15 protein-coding genes, 2 tRNA genes and 3 rRNA genes are annotated in these 22,383 nt (G+C 65.4%); 11 read left to right on the top strand and 9 right to left on the bottom strand.

Features of this window, described 5'->3' with window-relative positions; translation table 11 throughout:
* Window positions 1-7 precede the first annotated feature (7 nt).
* Entirely contained in the window at window positions 8-1,693 is a 1,686-nt protein-coding gene (locus EZ313_RS10955; RefSeq protein WP_135263182.1) for an AMP-binding protein, read from the top strand.
* 81 nt (window positions 1,694-1,774) lie between these two features.
* On the opposite strand, the gene rrf is transcribed toward EZ313_RS10955, so the two are convergent.
* The 7 genes from rrf to EZ313_RS10920 all read right to left on the bottom strand — a co-directional run bounded on the left by rrf (window position 1,775) and on the right by EZ313_RS10920 (window position 10,272).
* Window positions 1,775-1,887, bottom strand: a 5S ribosomal RNA gene (rrf, locus tag EZ313_RS10950).
* A gap of 113 nt (window positions 1,888-2,000) precedes the next feature.
* Window positions 2,001-4,879: ribosomal RNA gene (locus tag EZ313_RS10945) — 23S ribosomal RNA — on the bottom strand.
* A gap of 286 nt (window positions 4,880-5,165) precedes the next feature.
* Window positions 5,166-5,241: transfer RNA gene (locus tag EZ313_RS10940), tRNA-Ala, on the bottom strand.
* A 12-nt stretch (window positions 5,242-5,253) separates the two neighbouring features.
* A tRNA-Ile gene (locus EZ313_RS10935) sits at window positions 5,254-5,330 on the bottom strand.
* 87 nt (window positions 5,331-5,417) lie between these two features.
* Window positions 5,418-6,948, bottom strand: a 16S ribosomal RNA gene (locus EZ313_RS10930).
* The 16S, 23S and 5S rRNA genes sit together here with 2 tRNA genes alongside, the layout of an rRNA operon.
* Before the next feature lie 556 nt (window positions 6,949-7,504).
* The gene (locus tag EZ313_RS10925) at window positions 7,505-9,847 is read right to left on the bottom strand and encodes a xanthine dehydrogenase family protein molybdopterin-binding subunit (RefSeq protein ID WP_135263181.1); all 2,343 of its coding nucleotides are present in this window, start codon (window positions 9,845-9,847) and stop codon (window positions 7,505-7,507) included.
* A complete protein-coding gene (locus tag EZ313_RS10920; protein WP_205960384.1) occupies window positions 9,844-10,272 on the bottom strand; it encodes a (2Fe-2S)-binding protein in 429 nt (142 codons plus the stop codon). The genes EZ313_RS10925 and EZ313_RS10920 overlap by 4 nt, the downstream gene beginning before the upstream one ends.
* Before the next feature lie 94 nt (window positions 10,273-10,366).
* On the opposite strand from EZ313_RS10920, the gene EZ313_RS10915 reads away from it, so the two are divergent.
* A complete protein-coding gene (locus EZ313_RS10915) occupies window positions 10,367-12,262 on the top strand; it encodes an ATP-binding cassette domain-containing protein (protein WP_135263179.1) in 1,896 nt (631 codons plus the stop codon).
* A gap of 83 nt (window positions 12,263-12,345) precedes the next feature.
* Window positions 12,346-14,055 carry a phospholipase D-like domain-containing protein gene (locus EZ313_RS10910; protein WP_135263178.1) on the top strand — a complete coding sequence of 570 codons (1,710 nt, stop codon included), beginning with the start codon at window positions 12,346-12,348 and terminating at the stop codon, window positions 14,053-14,055.
* 12 nt (window positions 14,056-14,067) lie between these two features.
* On the opposite strand, the gene EZ313_RS10905 is transcribed toward EZ313_RS10910, so the two are convergent.
* The gene (locus tag EZ313_RS10905) at window positions 14,068-15,516 is read right to left on the bottom strand and encodes an aminotransferase-like domain-containing protein (protein ID WP_135263177.1); all 1,449 of its coding nucleotides are present in this window, start codon (window positions 15,514-15,516) and stop codon (window positions 14,068-14,070) included.
* Between the two features lie 127 nt (window positions 15,517-15,643).
* Here EZ313_RS10905 and EZ313_RS10900 point away from each other — a divergent pair, with 127 nt between their 5' ends.
* The 7 genes from EZ313_RS10900 to EZ313_RS10870 all read left to right on the top strand — a co-directional run bounded on the left by EZ313_RS10900 (window position 15,644) and on the right by EZ313_RS10870 (window position 20,968).
* Window positions 15,644-16,258, top strand: coding sequence for a LysE family translocator (locus EZ313_RS10900; protein ID WP_135263176.1), 615 nt, complete (start codon window positions 15,644-15,646; stop codon window positions 16,256-16,258).
* Window positions 16,255-17,160 (top strand): DMT family transporter, encoded by a 906-nt coding sequence (locus tag EZ313_RS10895; protein WP_135263175.1) that lies wholly within the window; start codon window positions 16,255-16,257, stop codon window positions 17,158-17,160. The genes EZ313_RS10900 and EZ313_RS10895 overlap by 4 nt, the downstream gene beginning before the upstream one ends.
* Entirely contained in the window at window positions 17,157-18,362 is a 1,206-nt protein-coding gene (locus EZ313_RS10890) for an aminotransferase-like domain-containing protein (RefSeq protein WP_135263174.1), read from the top strand. Before EZ313_RS10895 ends, EZ313_RS10890 begins: the two co-directional genes overlap by 4 nt.
* Window positions 18,359-18,979 carry a glutathione S-transferase family protein gene (locus tag EZ313_RS10885; protein ID WP_135263173.1) on the top strand — a complete coding sequence of 207 codons (621 nt, stop codon included), beginning with the start codon at window positions 18,359-18,361 and terminating at the stop codon, window positions 18,977-18,979. Before EZ313_RS10890 ends, EZ313_RS10885 begins: the two co-directional genes overlap by 4 nt.
* A 13-nt stretch (window positions 18,980-18,992) precedes the next feature.
* Window positions 18,993-19,832, top strand: a complete 840-nt coding sequence (locus EZ313_RS10880) for a PhzF family phenazine biosynthesis protein (protein ID WP_135263172.1) — start codon at window positions 18,993-18,995, stop codon at window positions 19,830-19,832.
* Entirely contained in the window at window positions 19,829-20,521 is a 693-nt protein-coding gene (locus EZ313_RS10875; RefSeq protein WP_135263171.1) for a VOC family protein, read from the top strand. The genes EZ313_RS10880 and EZ313_RS10875 overlap by 4 nt, the downstream gene beginning before the upstream one ends.
* Window positions 20,522-20,647: 126 nt before the next feature.
* Window positions 20,648-20,968: a hypothetical protein gene (locus tag EZ313_RS10870; RefSeq protein WP_135263170.1), complete on the top strand. Its 321-nt coding sequence runs from the start codon at window positions 20,648-20,650 to the stop codon at window positions 20,966-20,968.
* 103 nt (window positions 20,969-21,071) lie between these two features.
* Here EZ313_RS10870 and EZ313_RS10865 read toward each other — a convergent pair whose 3' ends face one another.
* Window positions 21,072-21,692 carry a DUF6496 domain-containing protein gene (locus EZ313_RS10865; RefSeq protein WP_135263169.1) on the bottom strand — a complete coding sequence of 207 codons (621 nt, stop codon included), beginning with the start codon at window positions 21,690-21,692 and terminating at the stop codon, window positions 21,072-21,074.
* Here EZ313_RS10865 and EZ313_RS10860 point away from each other — a divergent pair.
* Window positions 21,691-22,362, top strand: coding sequence for a histidine phosphatase family protein (locus EZ313_RS10860; RefSeq protein WP_135263168.1), 672 nt, complete (start codon window positions 21,691-21,693; stop codon window positions 22,360-22,362). The genes EZ313_RS10865 and EZ313_RS10860 overlap by 2 nt on opposite strands.
* The last annotated feature ends 21 nt before the right edge of the window (window positions 22,363-22,383 follow it).

Raw genomic sequence — 22,383 nt, 5'->3', positions numbered from 1 at the left:
ACCACGGATGGACAGATTCTGGCTGCGCAGCTACCCCCAGGGGGTGCCTCACGACATCGATCCCAGGCAGTACCGTTCGCTGACGCAGTTGCTGGAAGAGTCCTTCCGCAAGAACGCTTCGCGGCCGTTTTCCGTCTGCATGGAGCAGTGGATGACGTACGGGCAAGTCGACGAACTCTCCGCCGCTCTTGGCGCCTGGTTGCAGGCGCAGGGATTGGAACCCGGAGCCCGCGTCGCCCTGATGCTGCCGAACATTCCGCAGTTCGCGGTCACCATGGCGGCAATCCTTCGGGCAGGCTACACCTGCGTCAACGTCAACCCGCTGTACACGGCTCGCGAGCTGGAGCACCAGCTGAAGGACTCGGGCGCCGCGGTGATCGTCATCCTCGAAAACTTCGCGCACACGCTGGCCGAAGTGGTCAATCGCACGCGCGTGCAGCATGTCGTGCTGACGTCGATGGGCGACCTGCTCGGCGCGTGGTACGGGCGCTGGATCACTTTTGCCGTGCGCCACCTGGCCAAGATGGTCCCGACGTACAAGCTGCCCTTGGTGGGAGGGCGCAAGGTCACGCCGTTCGGCCGGGCGGTGGCGCAGGGCCATTCGATGCAGCTGCGGGCCACGGCCCAGAGCCTGGATTCGGTTGCTTTCCTGCAGTACACCGGCGGCACGACGGGATTGTCGAAGGGCGCGGTGCTGACGCATGGAAATGTGGTGGCGGCGATCCTGCAGGCGGAAGCCTGGTTCACGCCGGCGCTGGGGAAGGTCGGCGATGTGAGCCGCAGCAACTGCATCGCGGCGCTGCCGCTGTACCACATCTTCGCGCTGACGCTCTGCCTGCTTGCGATCCGCTGGGGCGCTCACTTGACGCTGATTCCCAATCCGCGTGACATCCCGAGGTTTGTCGAGACGTTGAAGCGACGGCCCTTCCACCTGTTGCCGGCGGTGAACACGCTTTTCAATGCGCTGCTGCAACACCCGCAGTTCAAGGCCGTCGATTTCTCGCAGCTGTGCGTGACACAGGCGGGCGGGATGGCGGCTTCCGAAGGGACGGCGCGCGCGTGGCAGAAGGCGACCGGCTGCCCGATGGTGGAAGGCTGGGGCATGAGCGAAACCTGCGCGATCGGCACCAACAACCCCGTGATGAGCCAGGAGTTCTCCGGGACGATCGGCCTACCGTTGCCGAGCATCGACGTCGCAATCAAGGATGACGAAGGCCGCAGCCTGCCTCAAGGCGAACCTGGGGAGATCTGCATCAAAGGGCCGAATGTCATGCGCGGCTACTACCAGCAGCCCGAAGAGACGGAGAAGGCGTTCACTGCAGACGGGTTCATGCGTACCGGCGACATCGGGCTCATGGACGACCGCGGCTACACCAGGATCATTGACCGCAAGAAAGACATGATCCTGGTCAGCGGCTTCAACGTATTTCCCAACGAACTGGAGAACGTCATCTCGATGTGCCCCGGCGTCGTGGAATGCGCGGTCATCGGCGTGGCCGATGAAAAGCAGGGCGAGGCGATCAAAGTCTTCGTGGTGAAGAACGACCCGATCTTGACCGAGGAAGATGTGGCCAAGTACTGCCGGCAAAATCTGACCGGCTACAAAGTGCCTAAATACATCGAATTCCGCGACGACTTGCCAAAGACGAACGTCGGCAAGATCCTCAGGCGTGAGTTGCGGAACGCGAAATAGAGGAACGCGAACAGGCCGCTTGTTTCTGCGCACCAAAGCAAAAGGCCCAGCATTTCTGCTGGGCCTTTTGCCGCTGTAAGAGCCTGACGATGTCCTACTTTCACACGGGAATCCGCACTATCATCGGCGCAGAGGCGTTTCACTGTCCTGTTCGGGATGGGAAGGAGTGGGACCACCTCGCTATGGTCATCAGGCATAACTTTTTGCCGTCTTGCATTGCGTGCAAGACGACCAATTCATAGAGCAAATCAGCTTTTGTTTGATTGCGCCGACCGGCATAACTCTTTGATCAACAGATCAAAGTTATAGGGTCAAGCCGCACGAGCAATTAGTATCGGTTAGCTTAACGCATTGCTACGCTTCCACACCCGACCTATCAACGTCCTGGTCTTGAACGACTCTTTAGGGGGCTCAAGGCCCCGGCAGATCTCATCTTGGAACAAGTTTCCCGCTTAGATGCTTTCAGCGGTTATCTCTTCCGCACATAGCTACTCGGCAATGCCACTGGCGTGACAACCGATACACCAGAGGTGCGTCCACTCCGGTCCTCTCGTACTAGGAGCAGGCTTCCTCAAATCTGCAGCGCCCACGGAAGATAGGGACCAAACTGTCTCACGACGTTTTAAACCCAGCTCACGTACCTCTTTAAATGGCGAACAGCCATACCCTTGGGACCGGCTACAGCCCCAGGATGAGATGAGCCGACATCGAGGTGCCAAACACCGCCGTCGATATGAACTCTTGGGCGGTATCAGCCTGTTATCCCCAGAGTACCTTTTATCCGTTGAGCGATGGCCCTTCCATACAGAACCACCGGATCACTATGTCCTGCTTTCGCATCTGCTCGACTTGTCAGTCTCGCAGTTAAGCACGCTTATGCCATTGCACTATCGTCACGATGTCCGACCGTAACTAGCGTACCTTCGAACTCCTCCGTTACGCTTTGGGAGGAGACCGCCCCAGTCAAACTGCCTACCATGCACTGTCCCCGACCCGGATTACGGGCCTAGGTTAGAACCTCAAACGCACCAGGGTGGTATTTCAACGTTGGCTCCACCCGATCTAGCGACCGGGCTTCAAAGCCTCCCACCTATCCTACACAGATCCGTTCAAAGTCCAATACAAAGCTACAGTAAAGGTTCATGGGGTCTTTCCGTCTTTCCGCGGGGAGATTGCATCATCACAAACATTTCAACTTCGCTGAGTCTCGGGAGGAGACAGTGTGGCCATCGTTACGCCATTCGTGCAGGTCGGAACTTACCCGACAAGGAATTTCGCTACCTTAGGACCGTTATAGTTACGGCCGCCGTTTACTGGGACTTCGATCAAGAGCTTGCACCCCATCACTTAATCTTCCAGCACCGGGCAGGCGTCACACCCTATACGTCCACTTTCGTGTTTGCAGAGTGCTGTGTTTTTATTAAACAGTCGCAGCCACCGATTTTTTGCAACCCCATTGGGCTCTATCCGCGAGGGACTTCACCTACTAAGGGCACACCTTCTTCCGAAGTTACGGTGTCAATTTGCCGAGTTCCTTCTCCCGAGTTCTCTCAAGCGCCTTAGAATACTCATCTCGCGCACCAGTGTCGGTTTGCGGTACGGTCGTGTGCAGCTGAAGCTTAGTGGCTTTTCCTGGAAGCAGGGTATTACTCACTTCGGCGGCAAGCCGCCTCGTTGTCACCCCTCATCTAAGCCCGGCGGATTTACCTACCAGGCACGACTACAGGCTTGAACCGGGACATCCAACACCCGGCTGAGTTAACCTTCTCCGTCCCCACATCGCACTGCACATCGGTACAGGAATATTGACCTGTTTCCCATCAGCTACGCATCTCTGCCTCGCCTTAGGGGCCGACTCACTCTACGCCGATGAACGTTGCGTAGAAAACCTTGCGCTTACGGCGAGCGGGCTTTTCACCCGCTTTAACGCTACTCATGTCAGCATTCGCACTTCTGATACCTCCAGCAGCCCTCACGAGCCACCTTCACAGGCTTACAGAACGCTCTCCTACCACGTACGCTTGCGCGCACATCCGCAGCTTCGGTAACTGGCTTAGCCCCGTTACATCTTCCGCGCAGGACGACTCGATCAGTGAGCTATTACGCTTTCTTTAAATGATGGCTGCTTCTAAGCCAACATCCTGACTGTTTTAGCCTTCCCACTTCGTTTCCCACTTAGCCAATTTTAGGGACCTTAGCTGGCGGTCTGGGTTGTTTCCCTCTTGAGTCCGGACGTTAGCACCCGGTGCTCTGTCTCCCAAGCTCTACTCTTCGGTATTCGGAGTTTGCCTTGGTTTGGTAAGTCGCCATGACCCCCTAGCCAAAACAGTGCTCTACCCCCGAAGGCAATACTTGAGGCACTACCTAAATAGTTTTCGGAGAGAACCAGCTATTTCCAAGTTTGTTTAGCCTTTCACCCCTATCCACAGCTCATCCGCTAGTTTTGCAACACTAGTCGGTTCGGACCTCCAGTACCTGTTACGGCACCTTCATCCTGGCCATGGATAGATCACTTGGTTTCGGGTCTACACCCAGCGACTGGACGCCCTGTTCGGACTCGGTTTCCCTGCGGCTACCCTATTCGGTTAACCTTGCCACTGAATGTAAGTCGCTGACCCATTATACAAAAGGTACGCCGTCACCCTTTCGGGCTCCGACTTTTTGTAAGCATGCGGTTTCAGGATCTATTTCACTCCCCTCCCGGGGTTCTTTTCGCCTTTCCCTCACGGTACTAGTTCACTATCGGTCGATGATGAGTATTTAGCCTTGGAGGATGGTCCCCCCATATTCAGACAGGATTTCACGTGTCCCGCCCTACTTTTCGCTAGCTCAGTACCACACAGGTCTTTTCGCGTACGGGGCTATCACCCGCTGTGGCCGGCCTTTCCAAGCCGTTCCGCTAAGTCTTGTGCTATCACTAGCAGGCTCTTCCGATTTCGCTCGCCACTACTTTCGGAATCTCGGTTGATGTCTTTTCCTCGAGCTACTGAGATGTTTCAGTTCACCCGGTTCGCCTCACACGACTATGTATTCATCGTGCGATACCCCTAAGGGTGGGTTTCCCCATTCGGAAATCTTCGGATATAGCGCCTATTTGCCGGCTCCCCGAAGCTTATCGCAGGCTATCACGTCCTTCGTCGCCTATCATCGCCAAGGCATCCACCACATGCTCTTATTCACTTGACCCTATAACTTTGACGCCTCTCACGAGAAGCAAAGTCAATCAAGGAATGGTCAGGTCTTTCACCTGACGCGTTATGCCGTTCACATTCGAATTGCTTCGAAGATGAATTTTGGTTGACGCAATCAAAAATGTTGTCCGCGGCACGGTCCGCCATGAAGCGGTTTCCGCGAACAACGCTGATTCGACTCTATGAATTGTTAAAGAACAGCCGATTGAGCCAGGCAATCCTGGCGTCAACAACAAAGCGGCCTCTCGCGAAGCAGCTTTGGTGTTGAGTGGAAAGGTAATTGGTGGAGGATGACGGGATCGAACCGACGACCCCCTGCTTGCAAAGCAGGTGCTCTCCCAGCTGAGCTAATCCCCCGATTGAATGGGATGGTGGGTCTGGTTGGTCTCGAACCAACGACCCCCGCCTTATCAAGACGGTGCTCTAACCAACTGAGCTACAGACCCAAGCCGGTCGCTGCGAGCCTACGTCGCTGGCGACATCTTCCAACAACCGATAAGTGTGGACGTTTGATTTGGATTGCGGTTTTCCAGAAAGGAGGTGATCCAGCCGCACCTTCCGATACGGCTACCTTGTTACGACTTCACCCCAGTCACGAACCCTGCCGTGGTAATCGCCCTCCTTGCGGTTAGGCTAACTACTTCTGGCAGAACCCGCTCCCATGGTGTGACGGGCGGTGTGTACAAGACCCGGGAACGTATTCACCGCGACATTCTGATCCGCGATTACTAGCGATTCCGACTTCACGCAGTCGAGTTGCAGACTGCGATCCGGACTACGACTGGTTTTGTGGGATTAGCTCCCCCTCGCGGGTTGGCAACCCTCTGTACCAGCCATTGTATGACGTGTGTAGCCCCACCTATAAGGGCCATGAGGACTTGACGTCATCCCCACCTTCCTCCGGTTTGTCACCGGCAGTCTCATTAGAGTGCCCTTTCGTAGCAACTAATGACAAGGGTTGCGCTCGTTGCGGGACTTAACCCAACATCTCACGACACGAGCTGACGACAGCCATGCAGCACCTGTGTTCTGGTTCTCTTTCGAGCACTCCCACGTCTCTGCGGGATTCCAGACATGTCAAAGGTGGGTAAGGTTTTTCGCGTTGCATCGAATTAAACCACATCATCCACCGCTTGTGCGGGTCCCCGTCAATTCCTTTGAGTTTCAACCTTGCGGCCGTACTCCCCAGGCGGTCAACTTCACGCGTTAGCTTCGTTACTGATCCAGTGAAGGACCAACAACCAGTTGACATCGTTTAGGGCGTGGACTACCAGGGTATCTAATCCTGTTTGCTCCCCACGCTTTCGTGCATGAGCGTCAGTGCAGGCCCAGGGGATTGCCTTCGCCATCGGTGTTCCTCCGCATATCTACGCATTTCACTGCTACACGCGGAATTCCATCCCCCTCTGCCGCACTCCAGCAATGCAGTCACAAATGCAGTTCCCAGGTTGAGCCCGGGGATTTCACATCTGTCTTACATTACCGCCTGCGCACGCTTTACGCCCAGTAATTCCGATTAACGCTTGCACCCTACGTATTACCGCGGCTGCTGGCACGTAGTTAGCCGGTGCTTATTCTTACGGTACCGTCATTACGCCGAGGTATTAGCCCGGCGCGTTTCGTTCCGTACAAAAGCAGTTTACAACCCGAGGGCCTTCATCCTGCACGCGGAATGGCTGGATCAGGCTTGCGCCCATTGTCCAAAATTCCCCACTGCTGCCTCCCGTAGGAGTCTGGGCCGTGTCTCAGTCCCAGTGTGGCTGGTCGTCCTCTCAGACCAGCTACAGATCGTCGGCTTGGTGAGCCTTTACCCCACCAACTACCTAATCTGCCATCGGCCGCTCCAATCGCGCGAGGCCTTGCGGTCCCCCGCTTTCAACCAGAGTTCGTATGCGGTATTAGCTACGCTTTCGCGTAGTTATCCCCCACGACTGGGCACGTTCCGATGTGTTACTCACCCGTTCGCCACTCGCCACCAGGGTTGCCCCCGTGCTGCCGTTCGACTTGCATGTGTAAAGCATTCCGCCAGCGTTCAATCTGAGCCAGGATCAAACTCTACAGTTCGATCTTGATTTGTTGCTCAATAGGAATCGAAGTGAACTTCACTTCTTTTCGTTGAGCGTTTGATAGTTCCGAAGAACCTTGGCAATCGCCATCAAACGCCCACGCTTATCGGCTGTATATTGTTAACGAACCGCTTAGGCTCACTCGGCGTCGCCGCCTTGTTTTGCCTGACTCGCTGCGATCAGCGAAGCCTTGGATTATGACAGTTTTTTGAGCGTCTTGTCAACCGCTTTCGCCTTCTTTTCGCTTGCCGCTCCTTTCGAAGCCGTTTTGCGAATCGCTTTTGGCGAAGCCCTCGATTATGGCAGTTTCCAAAGAAGCCTGTCAACCCCGAGGGTTTTTGCTGAGTTTCGATCTGCTCTGTCTGGCGGCTGATGCCGCCGGGCATTTCGTTTTCAGCGAAGCCTTGAATTCTATGCCGAAACTCGCGCTTCGATCAACTCAACACTTCTTGTTTCTCTCTGCCGTTTCCTGCGCCGCCTCCTGCAGCGCCGTCAGCAGCGGAGCCCGTCACTATAGCACCCCATCAGCAGCCCGCCCAAGCCGATGCACTTTCTTACGCGTCGGTGTCCAGGGCCAGCGGCAGCTGTCTCAGGCGCCGATGAGTCAGCGCAAAGACGGCATTCGCTACTGCAGGCGCGAGCGGCGGTACGCCCGGCTCACCCACCCCGGCCGGCTCCCGTTCACTGGGAACGATCCAGGTCTCCACGCGAGGTGAGTGCTTCAGCGAGACCAGCGGCTGGTCCGGAAAGTTCCGCTGCTGCACGGCCCCGCCGCGGACATCGATGCGTCCATACAGAGCAGCACTGAGCGCGAACGCCACAGCCCCTTCCATCTGCTGGGCCAAGATCTGCGGATTCACCACGGTGCCGCAGTCGATCGCGCAGACGACCCGATGCACCCGGGGCAGCCCCTGCTCGATCGACACCTCGGCCACTTGCGCCACGATCGAGCCGAAGGACTCGTGCAGCGCGATCCCACGCGCGCGCCCCTGCGGCAAGCCAGAGCCCCAGCCCGCCTTTGCGGCAGCCAGATCCAGCACTGCCTGATACCGAGGCGCATTCCTCAACAGGCGCCGCCGGAAGGCCACCGGATCGGCGCCTGCCGCGTGCGCCATCTCGTCGATGAACGACTCCGCGAAGAACGCGTTATGGGAGTGCCCGACCGACCGCCAGAACCCCACCGGCACGCCGGAGCGCGTCGCCACGTGATCCATCCGCTGGTGCGCAATGCCGTAGGGCAGGTTGAACAGGCCTTCGGCCGCGGTCTTGTCCGGACGGTCCAGCGGCCCCGAAAGTGAAGAGACGCCCGGCAGCGCCGGAGCGGTCAGCTGAAGCCCGCTCAGCGTCGCTCGCAAGCCCGCAGGCAACACACGCTCGAACCACCTCGGCGAAATCGCGTCCCCGGCCGACTGGATACGCAGCGAGAGCGCCTGGCCTTCATCGTCCAGCGTGCCGCGCAGCCGTGCCACCTGCATCGGCCGGTAGAAATCATGAGTCGTGTCCTCTTCCCGGCTCCACGACAGCTGCACCGCAGTGCCCGGCACATCCATCGCCACGCGAGTCGCCTGCGCCGCATAGTCCACCTCGAGCCGCCGCCCAAATCCTCCGCCGAGCAGCGTCACATGCAAGGTGACGTCTTCCAGCTCGACGCCCGCGACCATCGCCGCAGCCGCCCGGCACAGCTGAGGCACCTGGGTCGGCGCCCACAGCTCGACCCGCCGGTCGGCCACACGCGCCGTGCAATTCATGGGCTCCAAAGACGCGTGCGCCAGGTAGGGCGCGCCGTACCAGGCTTCCACCGTGCGTTTGGCGCGGCCTTCCACCTCCGCAACGTCGCCGGTTTCATGGAAGGTGAACCCCGCCTGCGTCTCCACTGCATTGCGCAGCGCCCTTTCGATCGATCGCGAATCCAGGGAGCCCGCCGGCCGCCCCTGCCACTCCACGTCGACCGCCGCAGCGCCCTGGCGGGCATGCCACGTCGTGCGGCCGATCACCGCGAACCCCGCCGTCGATCCTCCGTACGCCGGCAGCATCACCAGCCGCTCCACGCCGGGAAGCGCAAGGGCACGCGAAGCGTCGATGCGCCCCGGCGAGCCTCCGATCACCGGGCAAAGCCGCACGGCCGCGAACTTCATTCCCGGAACCCGCACGTCCAGGCCGAAGACGGCGCTGCCGTCCACCTTGGCCGGCACATCGAGCCGCGGCGCGGGACGACCGATCAAAGTCCAGGCAGCGCGCTCCTTCACCTGAACCCTGCCCGCCGGCGTCGCCGCGGCGAATCGCGCCATCTCCGCGTACCGGGCGGACTTTCCCGACGGATGCGAGATCACGCCCTGCCGCACCGTGAGCTCGTCGACCGGCAGCCGCCAATGCAACGAAGCCGCGCCCAGCAGCGAAGCGCGGGCGGTGGCCGCGGCCATCCTCACCACGGGCCACGCGTCGGCCACGCTCGACGATCCGCCGGTGGCGTTGATGCCGATCTCGCGCGCGACCTTGCCCACCACCCAGCGGCTGGCCTTGACGCGGCCGAAGCCGTCCTCGCGCTCCACGTCCAGCGGGTGGAACGGTAGGTTCAGCACGGAATAGGCGACGTTCCCGTAGATCTTGTCGCTGCCGGCCTGCTCGATGAGCACGGCCGCCAGCGGAACGTCCAGTTCCTCCGCGGCCAGCATCGCCAGCGCGGTGTGCACGCCCTGCCCCATTTCGCTGCGCGGCATGGCCAGCACGACGCCGCCATCGGCCGCGATCTTGATCCAGCCATTGAGGGCGACTTCCCCGTCCGCTGCAGTGAGCAATCGCGGCGAACCGAGCCGAGATCGCTGCGGCGCGGCCATCCACCCGACCACCAGCGCACTGGCCCCGGCAGTGCCCGCCAGCAGCAGCGTGCGGCGCCTCACGCCTTGATCCCCGCGGCCCGCTTGATCGCCGCGCGCACCCGTTGATAGGTGCCGCAGCGGCACAGGTTGGTGATGGCCTCATCGATGTCGGCGTCGGTCGGCTTCGGCTTGCGCTCAAGCAAAGACGCCGCGGCCATCAGCATCCCGCTCTGGCAATAACCGCATTGCGGCACCTGCTCGGCGATCCACGCGGCCTGCAGCGGATGCGGCGCGGACCCGGTGCGCAGGCCTTCGATCGTGACCACCTTGCGCCCGGCGACGGCCGACACCGGCGTCACGCAGGACCGCACCGGCTGCCCGTCGACCCGCACCGTGCACGCGCCGCAAGCAGCCACCCCGCAGCCGTACTTGGTGCCCGTGAGGCCCAGCACGTCGCGCAGCACCCACAAGAGCGGCATCGCGGGCTCCGCCTCGGCCTCCACCATCCGGCCATTGATCGACAGCTGCACGTCCTCTTCCTCCTCAAACCCACTCTAGCAGCAGGTCCGCCGGCGACCCACGCCGATAATCGCGCGCTTCATGGCGCTCATCACCTTGTCACAAGCCCATCTGGCATTCGGCCACGTGCCCTTGCTGGACCAAGCCCAGTTCGCACTCGAGGCCCAGGAGCGGGTCGGCCTGATCGGCCGCAACGGCGCCGGAAAGTCCTCGCTGCTCAAGATCCTGGCCGGCCTCGAACGCCTGGACGACGGCAACATGCAGGTGCAGCAGAACCTTCGCATCGCCTACGTGGCGCAGGAGCCTGTGCTTGACGAAACCGCCACGGTCTTCGACAGCGTGAAGCTGGGCCTGGCGCCGGTGCTGGACTTGATCGGCCGCTACACACATGGCGAAGGCGACCTTGATGCGCTGCAAGGCCGGATCGAAGCGCAGGACGGCTGGAACTGGCAGCAGCGGGTCGACGAGACGCTGCACCGCCTTCGGCTCGAACCGGACGCCCCGGTCGGCACGCTCTCCGGCGGCGTGAGAAAGCGCGTGGCCCTGGCCCAGGCCCTCGTCGCCGGCCCCGACGTGCTGCTGCTGGACGAACCCACCAACCACCTGGACCTGGATGCGATCGAGTGGCTCGAAAGCCTGCTGCTGGAGTTCCGCGGCAGCGTCGTCATCATCACGCACGACCGCGCCTTCCTGGACCGCGTCGCGACGCGCATCGTCGAACTCGATCGAGGCCAGCTGCGCTCATATTCCGGCAACTTCACCCGCTACCAGACCCTCAAGGAAGAACAGCTGGCGCAGGAGTCCGTGGTCAACGCCAAGTCCGACAAGCTGCTGGCGCAGGAAGAGGTGTGGATCCGCAAGGGCGTTGAAGCGCGGCGCACGCGCGCGCAAGGCCGCATCACGCGGCTGGAGCGCTTGCGCGAACAGCGCGCCGCGCGGCGCGAAGCGCTCGGCCGGGTGCGGATGGAAGTGGCGACCGGCGCGCCCAGCGGCAAGCTGGTCGCGGAACTGGAGGGCGTCTCCAAGTCCTTTCCCGACCCGAGCGGCTCCGCGCCGCCCCGCGTCGTCGTGCGCGACTTCAGCACGACGATCCTGCGCGGCGACAAGGTCGGCCTGGTCGGCCCCAATGGCGCCGGCAAGACCACCCTGCTCAAGCTGATCCTCGGCGAACTAGCCGCCGACCGCGGCAAGGTGCGCCAGGGCGCCAACCTGCAGGTCGCCTACTTCGACCAGATGCGCGAGGCGCTGGACCTCGACGCCACCCTCGAAGACTTCATCAGCCCCGGCAGTGAGTGGATCGAGATCGGCCGCCAGCGCAAGCACGTCAAGAGCTACCTGGGCGACTTCCTGTTCTCGCCGGCGCGCGCCGGTTCGCCCGTGCGCTCGCTCTCCGGCGGCGAACGCAACCGCCTGCTGCTCGCGCGGCTTTTCGCGCGGCCGGCCAACGTGCTCGTGCTGGACGAGCCGACGAACGACCTAGACATCGACACGCTGGAACTGCTGGAAGACCTCTTGCAGGACTACGAGGGCACCGTGTTCCTGGTCAGCCACGACCGCACCTTCCTCGACAACGTCGTGACCAGCACGATCGCCTTCGAAGGCGACGGCCGCTGGCGCGAATACGAAGGCGGCGTGCAGGACTGGCTGCTGCAATCCCAGCGTGCGCGCCAGTGGGCGGCGCCTGTCGAAACCGCTCCCGCTCCCGCGAAGCCCGCGGCCCCTGCGCCCGCGCCCGCAGTCGAGTCCGCCACCTCGCGCCGCAAACTCAGCTACAAGGAGCAGCGCGAACTCGAAGCGCTGCCGGGCCGCATCGAGGCGCTGGAACAGGAGCAGGCCGCGCTCAACGCTGAACTGGCCGACGGCACGCTCTACGTGCGGGACGGCGCCCGGGCCGCGCAACTCGCCGCGCGCAGCGCCGCCATCGAGGATGAGCTGATGGAAGCGCTCGAGCGCTGGGAAGCCCTGGGCGCCCTGTAGGGCTGCGCCGTCGCGAACTGGCGGCCACGGCTGACCTTTCTCGGCCCCCGCGCGGCCGAGCAGGCCTCTAAAGTGCTCTGGCCATGCTTGCGCCATCGCCTTCCCGCAGCGACCGCCCCCGCGCGCCGGGCTGGTTCTGGCGCGTTCTCGCGCTGCTGCTGCTTTCCGCCTGGGGCTCGGCCTGCTCGAGCCTGCCTGCCAACGTGGAGCGCACGCCGTCGCGGGCTTTTGACGCACCGGACCAGACAAACCTCGGCCGGCTCGTGCAAAGCCGCCGTGCGCAGGCGCGTGCGCGCAGCGAATCCGGCTTCACCCTGCTGGACAGCGTCGATGCCGCCTTCACCAGCCGCCTTGCACTGATCGAAGGCGCCCAGCGCAGCCTGGACCTGCAGTACTACGCCATCCACGCGGACGCGAGCACCGAAGTGCTGCTGGACCGCATGCGGACGGCCGCCCGGCGCGGCGTGCGCGTTCGCATCCTGCTGGACGACTTCAACACCGTCGGCGAGGACGCGCAGGTGCTGCGCCTGGCCTTCGAGCCCAACGTCGAGATCCGCCTGTTCAATCCGCTGCCCGGTCCGCGCGGCTCGCTGTTCGGACGCATCCTCGGTTCGCTGCACGACGTCGAGAGCATGCAGAAGCGCATGCACAACAAGCTGTTCATCGCGGACAACGCCTGGGGCATCACGGGCGGACGCAACCTCGGCGACGAGTACTTCGGCGGCGACCAGAAGAGCAACTTCGTCGACCTCGACGTGCTCGCGGCCGGCGCGATCGTGCGGCAGATGTCGGCCAGCTTCGACCGCTACTGGAACGACGAACTCGCCTATCCCGTGCAGGCGCTGCTCAAGCCGCCGGACCTCGAACGCCTGCAGAAGGAACCGGCCGCGAAATCGAGCGATCCTGCCCGCGAGCCCGCGGGCAACGTGCAGCCGGTCTCGATGTCGCCGTCCGGCACCGTGCTGCCCAATGTCACTGCGACCGCTGTGGTGTCGGCGCGCCGCCCGCCGATGGACCTGCAGCGCGCACCGATCACCTGGGCGCCGGCCGTGCTGCTGGTGGACAAGCCCGGCAAGGTCGGCCCCGGCGACGATGAAGTGGACCGGCGCGACACCGCCGTAGACGGCCTGTTGCACCTGATCCAGCAGGCCCAGCGCGAGGTGCTGATCATCTCGCCTTACTTCGTGCCGGGCGCGGACATGATGAAGCTGATGGCCGAGCTGCGCCGGCGCGGCGTCGCGGTTCGCGTGCTCACCAATTCGCTTGCGTCCAACGACGCCCCCGCGGCGCACGCCGGCTACCGCCGCTACCGGCCCGACCTGCTCGCCATGGGAGTGGAGTTGTACGAGATGCGGGCCGATCCCGCGTCGGCCGGGCTCGAAGGCGGCTCGGGCAGTTCCGGCAGTTCCAGCAACGCCGGCATCAGCCTGGGCAGCGCGGCGGGAGGCTCCAAGAGCGGCCGGTCCCGCGCCAGCCTGCACTCCAAGGCCGTGATCATCGACCGCCACCTGGCCGTGATCGGCTCGATGAACCTGGACCTGCGGTCGCAATTGAAGAACAGCGAGGTCGGGCTCGTCATCCGCAGCCAGTCGCTGGCGCAGGCCTGCGCCTCGCTCATCGAATCCAGCTTCGCGCGCGGCGCCTACCGACTGGAGCAGGGGCCGGAAGGGCTGCGCTGGCGCGCGCCGCCCGGCGCGCCCTTCCAGGACGCGACCAGCGAGCCGGAAGCGCCGCTCAAGCTGCGCCTGCTCGTCAACCTGCTCGCGCCCTTCGCCCCCGACGAGATGCTGTGACCGCCGCGCCGCCTACATGCGGCGCACCAGCTCCGAGTACTTCTTCCAGAACGCCGCGTCCTGCGTGGTCGCGAAATTGATCCGCATCAGCGTGCCGGGTTTGCGCTCGGCATGGAACAGCGCGCCGGGCGCGAGCAGGTAGCCCTCGTCGAGCATGCGCTGCGCCAGCGCGTCGGTGTCCACGCCGGTGTCCACCCAGCCGAACAGCCCGGCCGGTTCGGCGGCGAAACGGCAGCCCGCCTGCATCGCCAGCTTCACGCTGCGGCTGCGCGCCGCGTCCAGGCGCGTGCGGATGCGCTCGGCGTGGCGGCGCAGCTGGCCTTGCTCGATGCACAGCGCCAGCGCGCGCTCCAGCAGCGCCGGCGTGGTGAGCGTCGACAGCAGCTTGGTGTCGAGCAACCGTTCCACCAGCGAAGGATGCGCCGCGACGAAGCCCACGCGCCAGTTGGGCGCCAGGATCTTGGCGAAACCGCTGACGTGCAGCGTGCGCTGCAGGCCGTCGAGCGCGCAAAGACGAGTCGCGTGCTCCGGCCCGATGTGGCTGTACGTGTCGTCCTCGACCACGTGGAAGTCGTAGCGGTTGGCCAGCTGCAGCACGCGGTGCGCAGCGCCCGGGGAAAGGCAGTAGCCCGTCGGGTTGTGCAGCACGCTCACGCTGATGTACAGCTTGGGCCGGTGCGCCTCGCAGTACTTGGCCATCACGTCCAGGTCCGGCCCGTCGGGGCCGCGCGGCACCGGCAGCAGGCGCATGCCCAGCGACGTCAGGCGCGCGAATTCCACCGCCCAGCCCGGCTCCTCGACCATCACGGGATCGCCCGGGCGCAGCAGCGTGCGGCTGACGATATCCAGCGCGTGCGTCGCGCCGACCGTGGTGATGATCTGCTCGGGCGCAGCCGGCACGTTCAGCCCGGCCAGCTTCTTCGCAAGCCCTCGGCGCAGCGCGAGATCCCCCATCGGCTCGCCGTACTGCAGCGAGAACTCCTGCAGCACGCGCGTGCCCGTCACCTTGCGCACCGCTGCGGGCATGAAGGTCGACTCCAGCCATTCGGGCGGGAACACGCCCATGCCCGGCTGGGGCTTGGGGCTGAGCTTGTGGAACATGCCGCGGATCAGCGCGGTGGCATCGATCGGCGTCGGCGGCCGCATCGCATCGAAGCCGGTCGCCGTCGCCCACGCCGGCTGCACGCGTGCGCGGCCGGCTTGCGACGCGGTGGGCGCCGGCTCGCGCGGCGTGAGCTCGCGTACGAAGAAGCCACGGTTCTTGCGCGCTTCGACCAAACCCTGGGCCAGCAGCTGGTCGTATGCCGCCACCACGGTGGACGGGCTCACGCCCTGCTGCTGCGCGCACTGGCGCACCGAAGGCAGCCGCGCGCCGGGAGCGAGCAGCCGGTCGCGGATCCGCTGGGCGAAGCGGCCGGACAACTGCTCGGTGAGCGACTGCGAGGAGGTTTTCATCAGCATGGGGAGCGTCCCGTGTATTGGCCGGCGGAGCGATACAGAAATCCATCTGATCCGCCCAACTGTACTGGTGGTGTACTGGGGCCGAGCTTACAGTGGCCCGCATGCACAGGCAACCGCACTCCCCGCGATGAGCGCCGCCGAACTCACGGCGCTGCTGGCGTTCTGCACGGCGATGAGCTTCTCGCCGGGGCCGAACACCACGCTGTCGACGGCGATCGCGGCCAACCACGGCCTGCGCCGCACGCTGCGCTTCTGCGTCGCGGTGCCCCTGGGCTGGGTGCTGTTGATGATCGCGTGCGGGCTGGGTGTCGGCGCGCTCGTCACCGGTGTGCCCACGCTGCGCATCGCGATCCAGTGGGCGGGCGCCGCCTACCTGGTGTGGATGGCATGGAAGCTGTCCGGCTCCGGCCGCCTGGGCGAAGCCGATGTGTCGCGGCTGGACGTAGGCTTCGCGCAAGGCATCGGCCTGCAGTTCGTCAACATCAAGGCCTGGCTGCTCGCGCTCACGCTCAGTGCGGGCTGGGTGGTCAACGCCGCGGGACAGCCCGCGGACAACCCCGGCGAGCGGCTCGCGATCATCTGCCTCGTCGTTCCGCTGTTCGCGTTCACGAGCAACTTCCTCTACGCGCTGGCCGGTTCGCTGCTGCGCGGCTGGCTCTCGCGCGGCAAGCGCCTGCTCTGGTTCAACCGCGTGCTGGCCCTGGTGCTGCTGGCCACCGCCGTGTGGATGGTGCTGGCATGAGGCCGCAGGAGGTGCGCGGGCTCTGGCTCGGCTTGCTGGGCGTGGCGATCTTCGCGCTCACGCTGCCGATGACGCGGCTCGCCGTCGGAACGCCCGATGCGCCGCAGATGTCGGGCGTGTTCATCGCGCTCGGCCGCGCGGTGGTCGCCGCGGCGCTCTCCGCCCTGTTCCTGCTCGCCAGCCGCGCGCCGCTGCCGGATCGCAAGGACTGGCCCGCGCTGGCCATCACGTCCGCCGGCGTGGTGTTCGGATTCCCGCTGCTCACGTCGATCGCGATGCGCAACGTGCAGGCAGTGCACGCCAGCGTCATCGTCGGCGTGCTGCCGCTGGCGACTGCCGCGGTCGGCGCGTGGCTGCACAGGCAGCGACCCAGCGCCGGGTTCTGGACCTGCGCGGCGCTCGGCAGCGCGCTGGTGGTGGCCTTCGCGCTGCTCAAGGGCGGCGGACTCGCGCTCCATCCGGCCGACCTTCTGCTGCTCGCCGGGATGGTTTGCGCCGCGATCGGGTACGCCTGGGGCGCGCAGCTGTCGCAGCGCATGCGGGCCGAGCACGTGATCTGCTGGGCGCTCGTGATTGCGCTGCCGCTCACGCTGCCGCTGGCGTGGTTCACGCTGCCCCGGACGCCGATGCCGCCAGCCGCGTGGTGGGCCTTCGCTTACGTCGCGGTGTTCTCGATGTGGCTGGGCTTCTTCGCGTGGTACCGCGGCCTCGCGTTGGGCGGCACCGTGCGGGTCAGCCAGGTGCAGCTGGTCCAGCCTTTCCTCAGCATGATGTTCGCCGTGCCGCTGCTGGGCGAGACGCTGGACGGCGTCACCCTCGCCTTCGCGCTGGCCGTGATCGCCACCGTCTTCATCGGCAAGCGCATGCCCGTCCGTCCCCAGACTTCCCAGGAGCCCGCATGAAACCGAACGACCTGCCCAGCCCGTGGACCCTGGCGCGCCGCGCCGCGCGCATGAACCCCTCGGTGATCCGCGAGATCCTCAAGGTCACGGAGCGGCCGGGCATCATCAGCTTCGCCGGCGGCCTGCCCTCGCCGAAGACCTTCCCCGTCTCCGAGTTCGCCGCCGCCTGCGCGCACGTGCTGGAACAGGAGGGGCCCTCCGCGCTGCAGTACGCGGCGAGTGAAGGCTTCGCCCCGCTGCGCGAAAAGGTCGCCGCTTCGCTGCCCTGGCCCGTCGATCCGTCGCAGGTGCTCATCACCACCGGCTCGCAGCAAGGGCTGGACCTCGTGGCCAAGGTGTTGCTCGACCCGGGCTCGCGTGTGCTGGTCGAGACGCCGACCTACCTCGGCGCCCTGCAGGCCTTCGCGCCGATGGAGCCGGATGCGGTGGGCGTGCGAAGCGACGACGAAGGCGTGCTGCCCGACGACCTCCAGGCGAAGGCCGCGGGCGCGCGCTTCCTCTACCTGCTGCCGAATTTCCAGAACCCCACCGGCCGCACCATGAGCGAGTCGCGGCGCGCGGCCGTCGCCGAACTCGCGACGCGCCTGCACCTGCCGATCGTCGAAGACAACCCCTACGGCGAGCTCTGGTTCGACCAGCCGCCACCCGCGCCGATGTCCGCGCGCAACCCCGCAGGCTGCATCTACCTGGGCTCCTTCTCCAAGGTGCTCGCGCCCGGCCTGCGACTGGGCTTCCTGGTCGCGCCGCCCGCGCTCTATCCCAAGCTGCTGCAGGCCAAGCAGGCCGCCGACCTGCACAGCCCTAGCTTCAACCAGCGCATGGCGGCCCGGGTGCTCGAAGGCGATTTCCTCGAGCGGCACCTGCCGCGCATCCGCGCGCTCTACCGCTCGCAGCGCGACGCGATGCTGGCCGCGCTCGAGCGCGAGATGAAAGGCCTGGACGTGCAGTGGAACGCGCCGCAGGGCGGCATGTTCCTGTGGGTGCGCCTGCCGCGCGGCCTGAGCGCGCTCGACCTGCTGCCGCGCGCCGTGCAGGCCAACGTGGCCTTCGTACCCGGCGCCGCCTTCTACGCGGGCGAGGGCGCCGATGCGCAAGCCTTGCGCACGCTGCGGCTGTCGTTCGTCACCGCGACAGTCGAGCAGATCGACACCGGCATCGCGGCGCTTGCCGACGCGATCCGCGCGATGGGCGCGCGTCCATGATCCGCCTGTGGGGACGGCTGTCCTCCATCAACGTGCGCAAGGTGGTGTTCACGCTGCAGTTGCTGGAGCTGCCGTTCGAGCGCACCGACGCCGGCGGCGAGTTCGGCGTCGTGCGCACGCCCGATTACCTGGCGCGCAACCCGAATGCACTCGTGCCGCTGCTCGACGACGACGGCTTCGAACTCTGGGAATCGAACGTCATCGTGCGCTACCTCGCGGCACGCTACGGCGACAGCGCACAGTATCCGCAGGACCTGCGCGGCCGCTTCGATGCCGAGCGCTGGATGGATTGGCAGCAGACCACGCTCAACCCGGCCGGCCGCAACGCCTTCGTGCAGCTGGTGCGCACGCCCGCGCCGCAGCGGCGGCAGGACGTGATCGATGCTTCGGTCGCCGCCACCGAGCCGCTGTGGGACCTGCTCGAAGCGCAGCTGCACGCGCGCCGCTTCATGGCCGGCGACGTGTTCACCATCGGCGACATCCCGATCGCCTGCGAGGTCCACCGCTGGCGCGGCCTGCCGCTCGCCTGGCGCTCACGACCCCGCCTCGATTCCTGGTACGACCATGTGCGCTCGCTGCCCGCCGCGCGCGGCGTGCTCGACCTTCCCCTGTCCTGACCGGAGCGACACGATGACCCTTCGCGCCTTCCAGCAAGTCGACGTCTTCACCGCCACGTCCTATCTCGGCAACCCGGTTGCGGTGGTGCTGGACGGCGCCGGCCTCACCACCGAGCAGATGCAGGCCTTCACCGACTGGACGAACCTCTCGGAGGCGACGTTCGTGCTGCCGCCGCAGAACGCGCAGGCCGATTACCAACTGCGCATCTTCTGCCCCGGCCGCGAACTCCCGTTCGCCGGCCACCCGACCCTGGGCAGCTGTCACGCCTGGCTCGCGGCCGGCGGACGGCCCAAGGCCGAACACGTCGTGCAGGAGTGCGGCGTCGGCCTGGTGAAGATCCGCCGCGACGGCGCCCAGCTCGCCTTCGCCGCCCCGCCGCTGCGCAAGAGCGGGCCGCTGGCGGAAGACGACGTGGCGCTCGTCGCGCGTGGGCTCGGGCTTTCACGCGGCGACATCCTGGCGCACGCGTGGTGCGACAACGGGCCCAACTGGCGCGGCGTGATGCTGCGCAGCGCTGCGCAGGTGCTGGCGCTGCGGCCCGACGCCGGCGTGCTGGCCGGCCTGTTCGTCGGCGTGGTGGGGCCTCACGGCCCCGGCACGGACTGCGCGTTCGAAGTGCGCGCCTTCTTTCCGGGCAACAACGGCATGACGGAGGACCCCGTCACCGGCAGCCTCAACGCCGCGCTCGCGCAGTGGCTCATCGGGGCGGGCCTTGCGCCGCAGCGCTACATCGCGGCCCAGGGCACCGCGCTCGGCCGGGCCGGCCGCGTGCACGTCGAGCGCGATGCCAAAGGCGACATCTGGATCGGCGGCGAGTCGGTCACCTGCATCGACGGCCAGGTGCGGCTATGAGCGGCCTGGCGCGCATCGACCACCTCGTGGTGCTGGCAGACACGCTCGAGCAGGGCGCGGCCTGGTGCGAGAGCACGCTCGGCGTGGCTCCCGGCCCCGGCGGCGAGCATCCCCTGATGGGCACGCACAACCGGCTGCTGCGGCTGGCCAGCGTCGACCACCCGCTCGCCTATTTCGAAGTCATCGCGCGCAACCCGGCGGCGCCGGGCCCGCAGGCGGGTCGCCGCCGCTGGTTCGACATGGACGAGCCGCGGGTGCAGTCCACGATCCGCGACCACGGCCCGAGGCTGGCGCACTGGGTCGCGCGAGTCCCCGACGTGAAGGCGGCGGTGGCCGCGCTCGCCCGGCTGGGCATCGACTGCGGCGAGGTGGTCGAGGCTTCGCGGATGACCCCGCGCGGGCTGCTGAAGTGGCAGAGCACGATCCGCCCCGATGGCCAGCGGCAGTTCGATGGCTGCCTGCCCATGCTGATCGAATGGGGCGAGGTGCATCCGGCGGCGACCCTGGCCGACGCCGGCGTGACGCTGCGCTCGCTGGCCCTGGCGCACCCGCAGGCCGTGCAGCTTCGCCGGGCGCTGGACGCGATCGGCCTGGACGGCCTCCACGTCGAGGACGGCGGGCCGGCCAGTGTTTGCGCGACTTTGCTCACACCGCGGGGCCAGTTGCGCCTGGAGTCCCGAGGCATTTAGCACGGTTTTTCCACCTCCCTGCGCCCGGGGCCGACACGCGTCGGCGCCGTCCTACACCGCCGGTCGGTGCTGCCGACCTAGAGTGGCCGTCCACCAATGCGCCAAGGGGCGCCGGGAGAGCAGAAGATGGATCGTGTCACCGGGCCGTTCGACGGCTACTACGTCGCCAGTTCCGCCAACGAAATCGGCGCCGGCAGCGGCCGCTACCTGGGTTTCGCCAAGGTGTGCTGTACCCGCCCGGGAAGCTTCTGGCTGGCCGCGTTGTGCGAAGACCCCGGCTGCTGCGCCCACCTCTGCGGTGGCGGCCTGTTCGACACCCCCGACGCTGCGCTGGCCAGCGCCGAGCTGCTGGCGCGCAACCACATCCGGGGCCGGATCGCGGGTGCCTCGACCAGCGGCTCCCCGGCCGGCGCCCAGCCCTCCCCGTACCAGACGGCCGCCGCCTGAGTCCCCCGCCCGGAATCGTCATTCCCGCGTAGCGGGAATCCAGTGCTTCCCTTTTGCGAAGACGGAAGCACTGGATTCCCGCCTCCGCGGGGACGACGAGGCCCTAAGACGACTTCTTCGCAGCGTTTTTTCGCGCGCTGGTCTTCCTTGCAGTCGTCTTCCGCGTCGTGGACTTGCCCGCCGCGGACTTGCGGGCGGTGGTCTTCGCGCTCGCCTTCTTTGCGGTCGTCTTCTTTGCGGTCGTCTTCTTTGCGGCGGCCTTCGTGCCGGTCGTCTTGCGGGCGGCCGACTTCTTCGCCGTCGTCTTGGCGCTCGTCTTCTTCGCGGCCGCCTTCTTCGCGGGCGCCTTCTTCGCGGCCGTCTTCTTCGCCGTAGTCTTCTTCCCCGCCGCCTTCTTCGCCGGCGGCACCTTCCCGCCTTCGCTGCGCGCTTCCGAAAGGCCGATGGCGATGGCCTGCTTCGGGTTCTTCACCTTCTGCCCGGTGCTGCTCTTGAGCTCCCCGCGCTTGAATTCGTGCATCGCCTCTTCGACCTTCTCCTGGGACTTCTTGCCATAGCGCGCCATCGTCGATCTCCTTGTTGCGACAACGGCCCGATGCTCTGCCTGACGAGCTGCAGCGCTGTGCAGGAACGCATCGCGAGATCGCGTAGGTGACCGCCCGTGACACGCCAGTCGCGCACGGGACCTCGCGGCGGCTTCGCAAGTTGCCAGAATCGGCTGCATGGGAACCCTGTACCTCGTTCGGCACGGCCAGGCCTCCTTCGGCGCGGACGACTACGACCAGCTCAGCGAACTCGGCCATCGCCAGAGCGTGCGCCTGGGCGAGTACTTCGCCCACCAGGGGCTGCACTTCGATGGCCTCATCGCGGGCACGCTGCGTCGCCACAAGCAGACGCTGGCCGGCATCCTGCAAGGCATGAACAAGGCGGGCGACCACCTCGCCTGGGAAGGCCTGAACGAATACGACAGCGAGGCCGTGATCGCCGCCGTCCATCCCGAGCCGCTGCGCAAGCCCGACACGCCCGAGATGTACCGCCACCACTTCCGCCTGCTGCGCGACGGCCTCGCGCAATGGATGTCGGGCACGGTGAGCCCGCGCGGCATGCCGTCGTACCAGGACTTCGTCGCCGGCGTGGCCGGTGCGCTCGACCACGTGCGCGCCAACCACTACGGACAGAAGGTCCTCATCGTCACCAGCGGCGGGCCGATCTCCACCGCGGTCGGGCACGTGCTGGGCACCAGCCCCGAAACGACGATCGAGCTGAACCTGCGCATCCGCAACACCGCGGTCACCGAGTTCGCCTTCACGCCCAAGCGCCACATGCTGGTCAGCTTCAACTGCCTGCCGCACCTGGACGCGCCCGACCTGCGCGGCTGGATCACCTACGCCTGAGCCATACTGGCCGCGCAAGGA

The sequence above is a fragment of the Ramlibacter henchirensis genome (assembly GCF_004682015.1).
GTDB classification, from domain to species: domain Bacteria; phylum Pseudomonadota; class Gammaproteobacteria; order Burkholderiales; family Burkholderiaceae_C; genus Ramlibacter; species Ramlibacter henchirensis.
The sequence above is the reverse complement of the archived record's forward strand: the minus strand, read 5'-3'. Positions and strand labels throughout refer to the sequence as shown.

What these genes read in the sequence shown, in the direction of transcription:
- EZ313_RS10955 (WP_135263182.1), top strand. Translation starts at nt 8, where the DNA reads ATGGACAGATTCTGGCTGCGCAGCTACCCCCAGGGGGTGCCTCACGAC.
- EZ313_RS10920 (WP_205960384.1), bottom strand. Translation starts at nt 10,272, where the DNA reads ATGGTGGAGGCCGAGGCGGAGCCCGCGATGCCGCTCTTGTGGGTGCTG.
- EZ313_RS10915 (WP_135263179.1), top strand. Translation starts at nt 10,367, where the DNA reads ATGGCGCTCATCACCTTGTCACAAGCCCATCTGGCATTCGGCCACGTG.
- EZ313_RS10910 (WP_135263178.1), top strand. Translation starts at nt 12,346, where the DNA reads ATGCTTGCGCCATCGCCTTCCCGCAGCGACCGCCCCCGCGCGCCGGGC.
- EZ313_RS10905 (WP_135263177.1), bottom strand. Translation starts at nt 15,516, where the DNA reads ATGCTGATGAAAACCTCCTCGCAGTCGCTCACCGAGCAGTTGTCCGGC.
- EZ313_RS10900 (WP_135263176.1), top strand. Translation starts at nt 15,644, where the DNA reads ATGAGCGCCGCCGAACTCACGGCGCTGCTGGCGTTCTGCACGGCGATG.
- EZ313_RS10895 (WP_135263175.1), top strand. Translation starts at nt 16,255, where the DNA reads ATGAGGCCGCAGGAGGTGCGCGGGCTCTGGCTCGGCTTGCTGGGCGTG.
- EZ313_RS10890 (WP_135263174.1), top strand. Translation starts at nt 17,157, where the DNA reads ATGAAACCGAACGACCTGCCCAGCCCGTGGACCCTGGCGCGCCGCGCC.
- EZ313_RS10885 (WP_135263173.1), top strand. Translation starts at nt 18,359, where the DNA reads ATGATCCGCCTGTGGGGACGGCTGTCCTCCATCAACGTGCGCAAGGTG.
- EZ313_RS10880 (WP_135263172.1), top strand. Translation starts at nt 18,993, where the DNA reads ATGACCCTTCGCGCCTTCCAGCAAGTCGACGTCTTCACCGCCACGTCC.
- EZ313_RS10875 (WP_135263171.1), top strand. Translation starts at nt 19,829, where the DNA reads ATGAGCGGCCTGGCGCGCATCGACCACCTCGTGGTGCTGGCAGACACG.
- EZ313_RS10870 (WP_135263170.1), top strand. Translation starts at nt 20,648, where the DNA reads ATGGATCGTGTCACCGGGCCGTTCGACGGCTACTACGTCGCCAGTTCC.
- EZ313_RS10860 (WP_135263168.1), top strand. Translation starts at nt 21,691, where the DNA reads ATGGGAACCCTGTACCTCGTTCGGCACGGCCAGGCCTCCTTCGGCGCG.
- EZ313_RS10865 (WP_135263169.1), bottom strand. Translation starts at nt 21,692, where the DNA reads ATGCAGCCGATTCTGGCAACTTGCGAAGCCGCCGCGAGGTCCCGTGCG.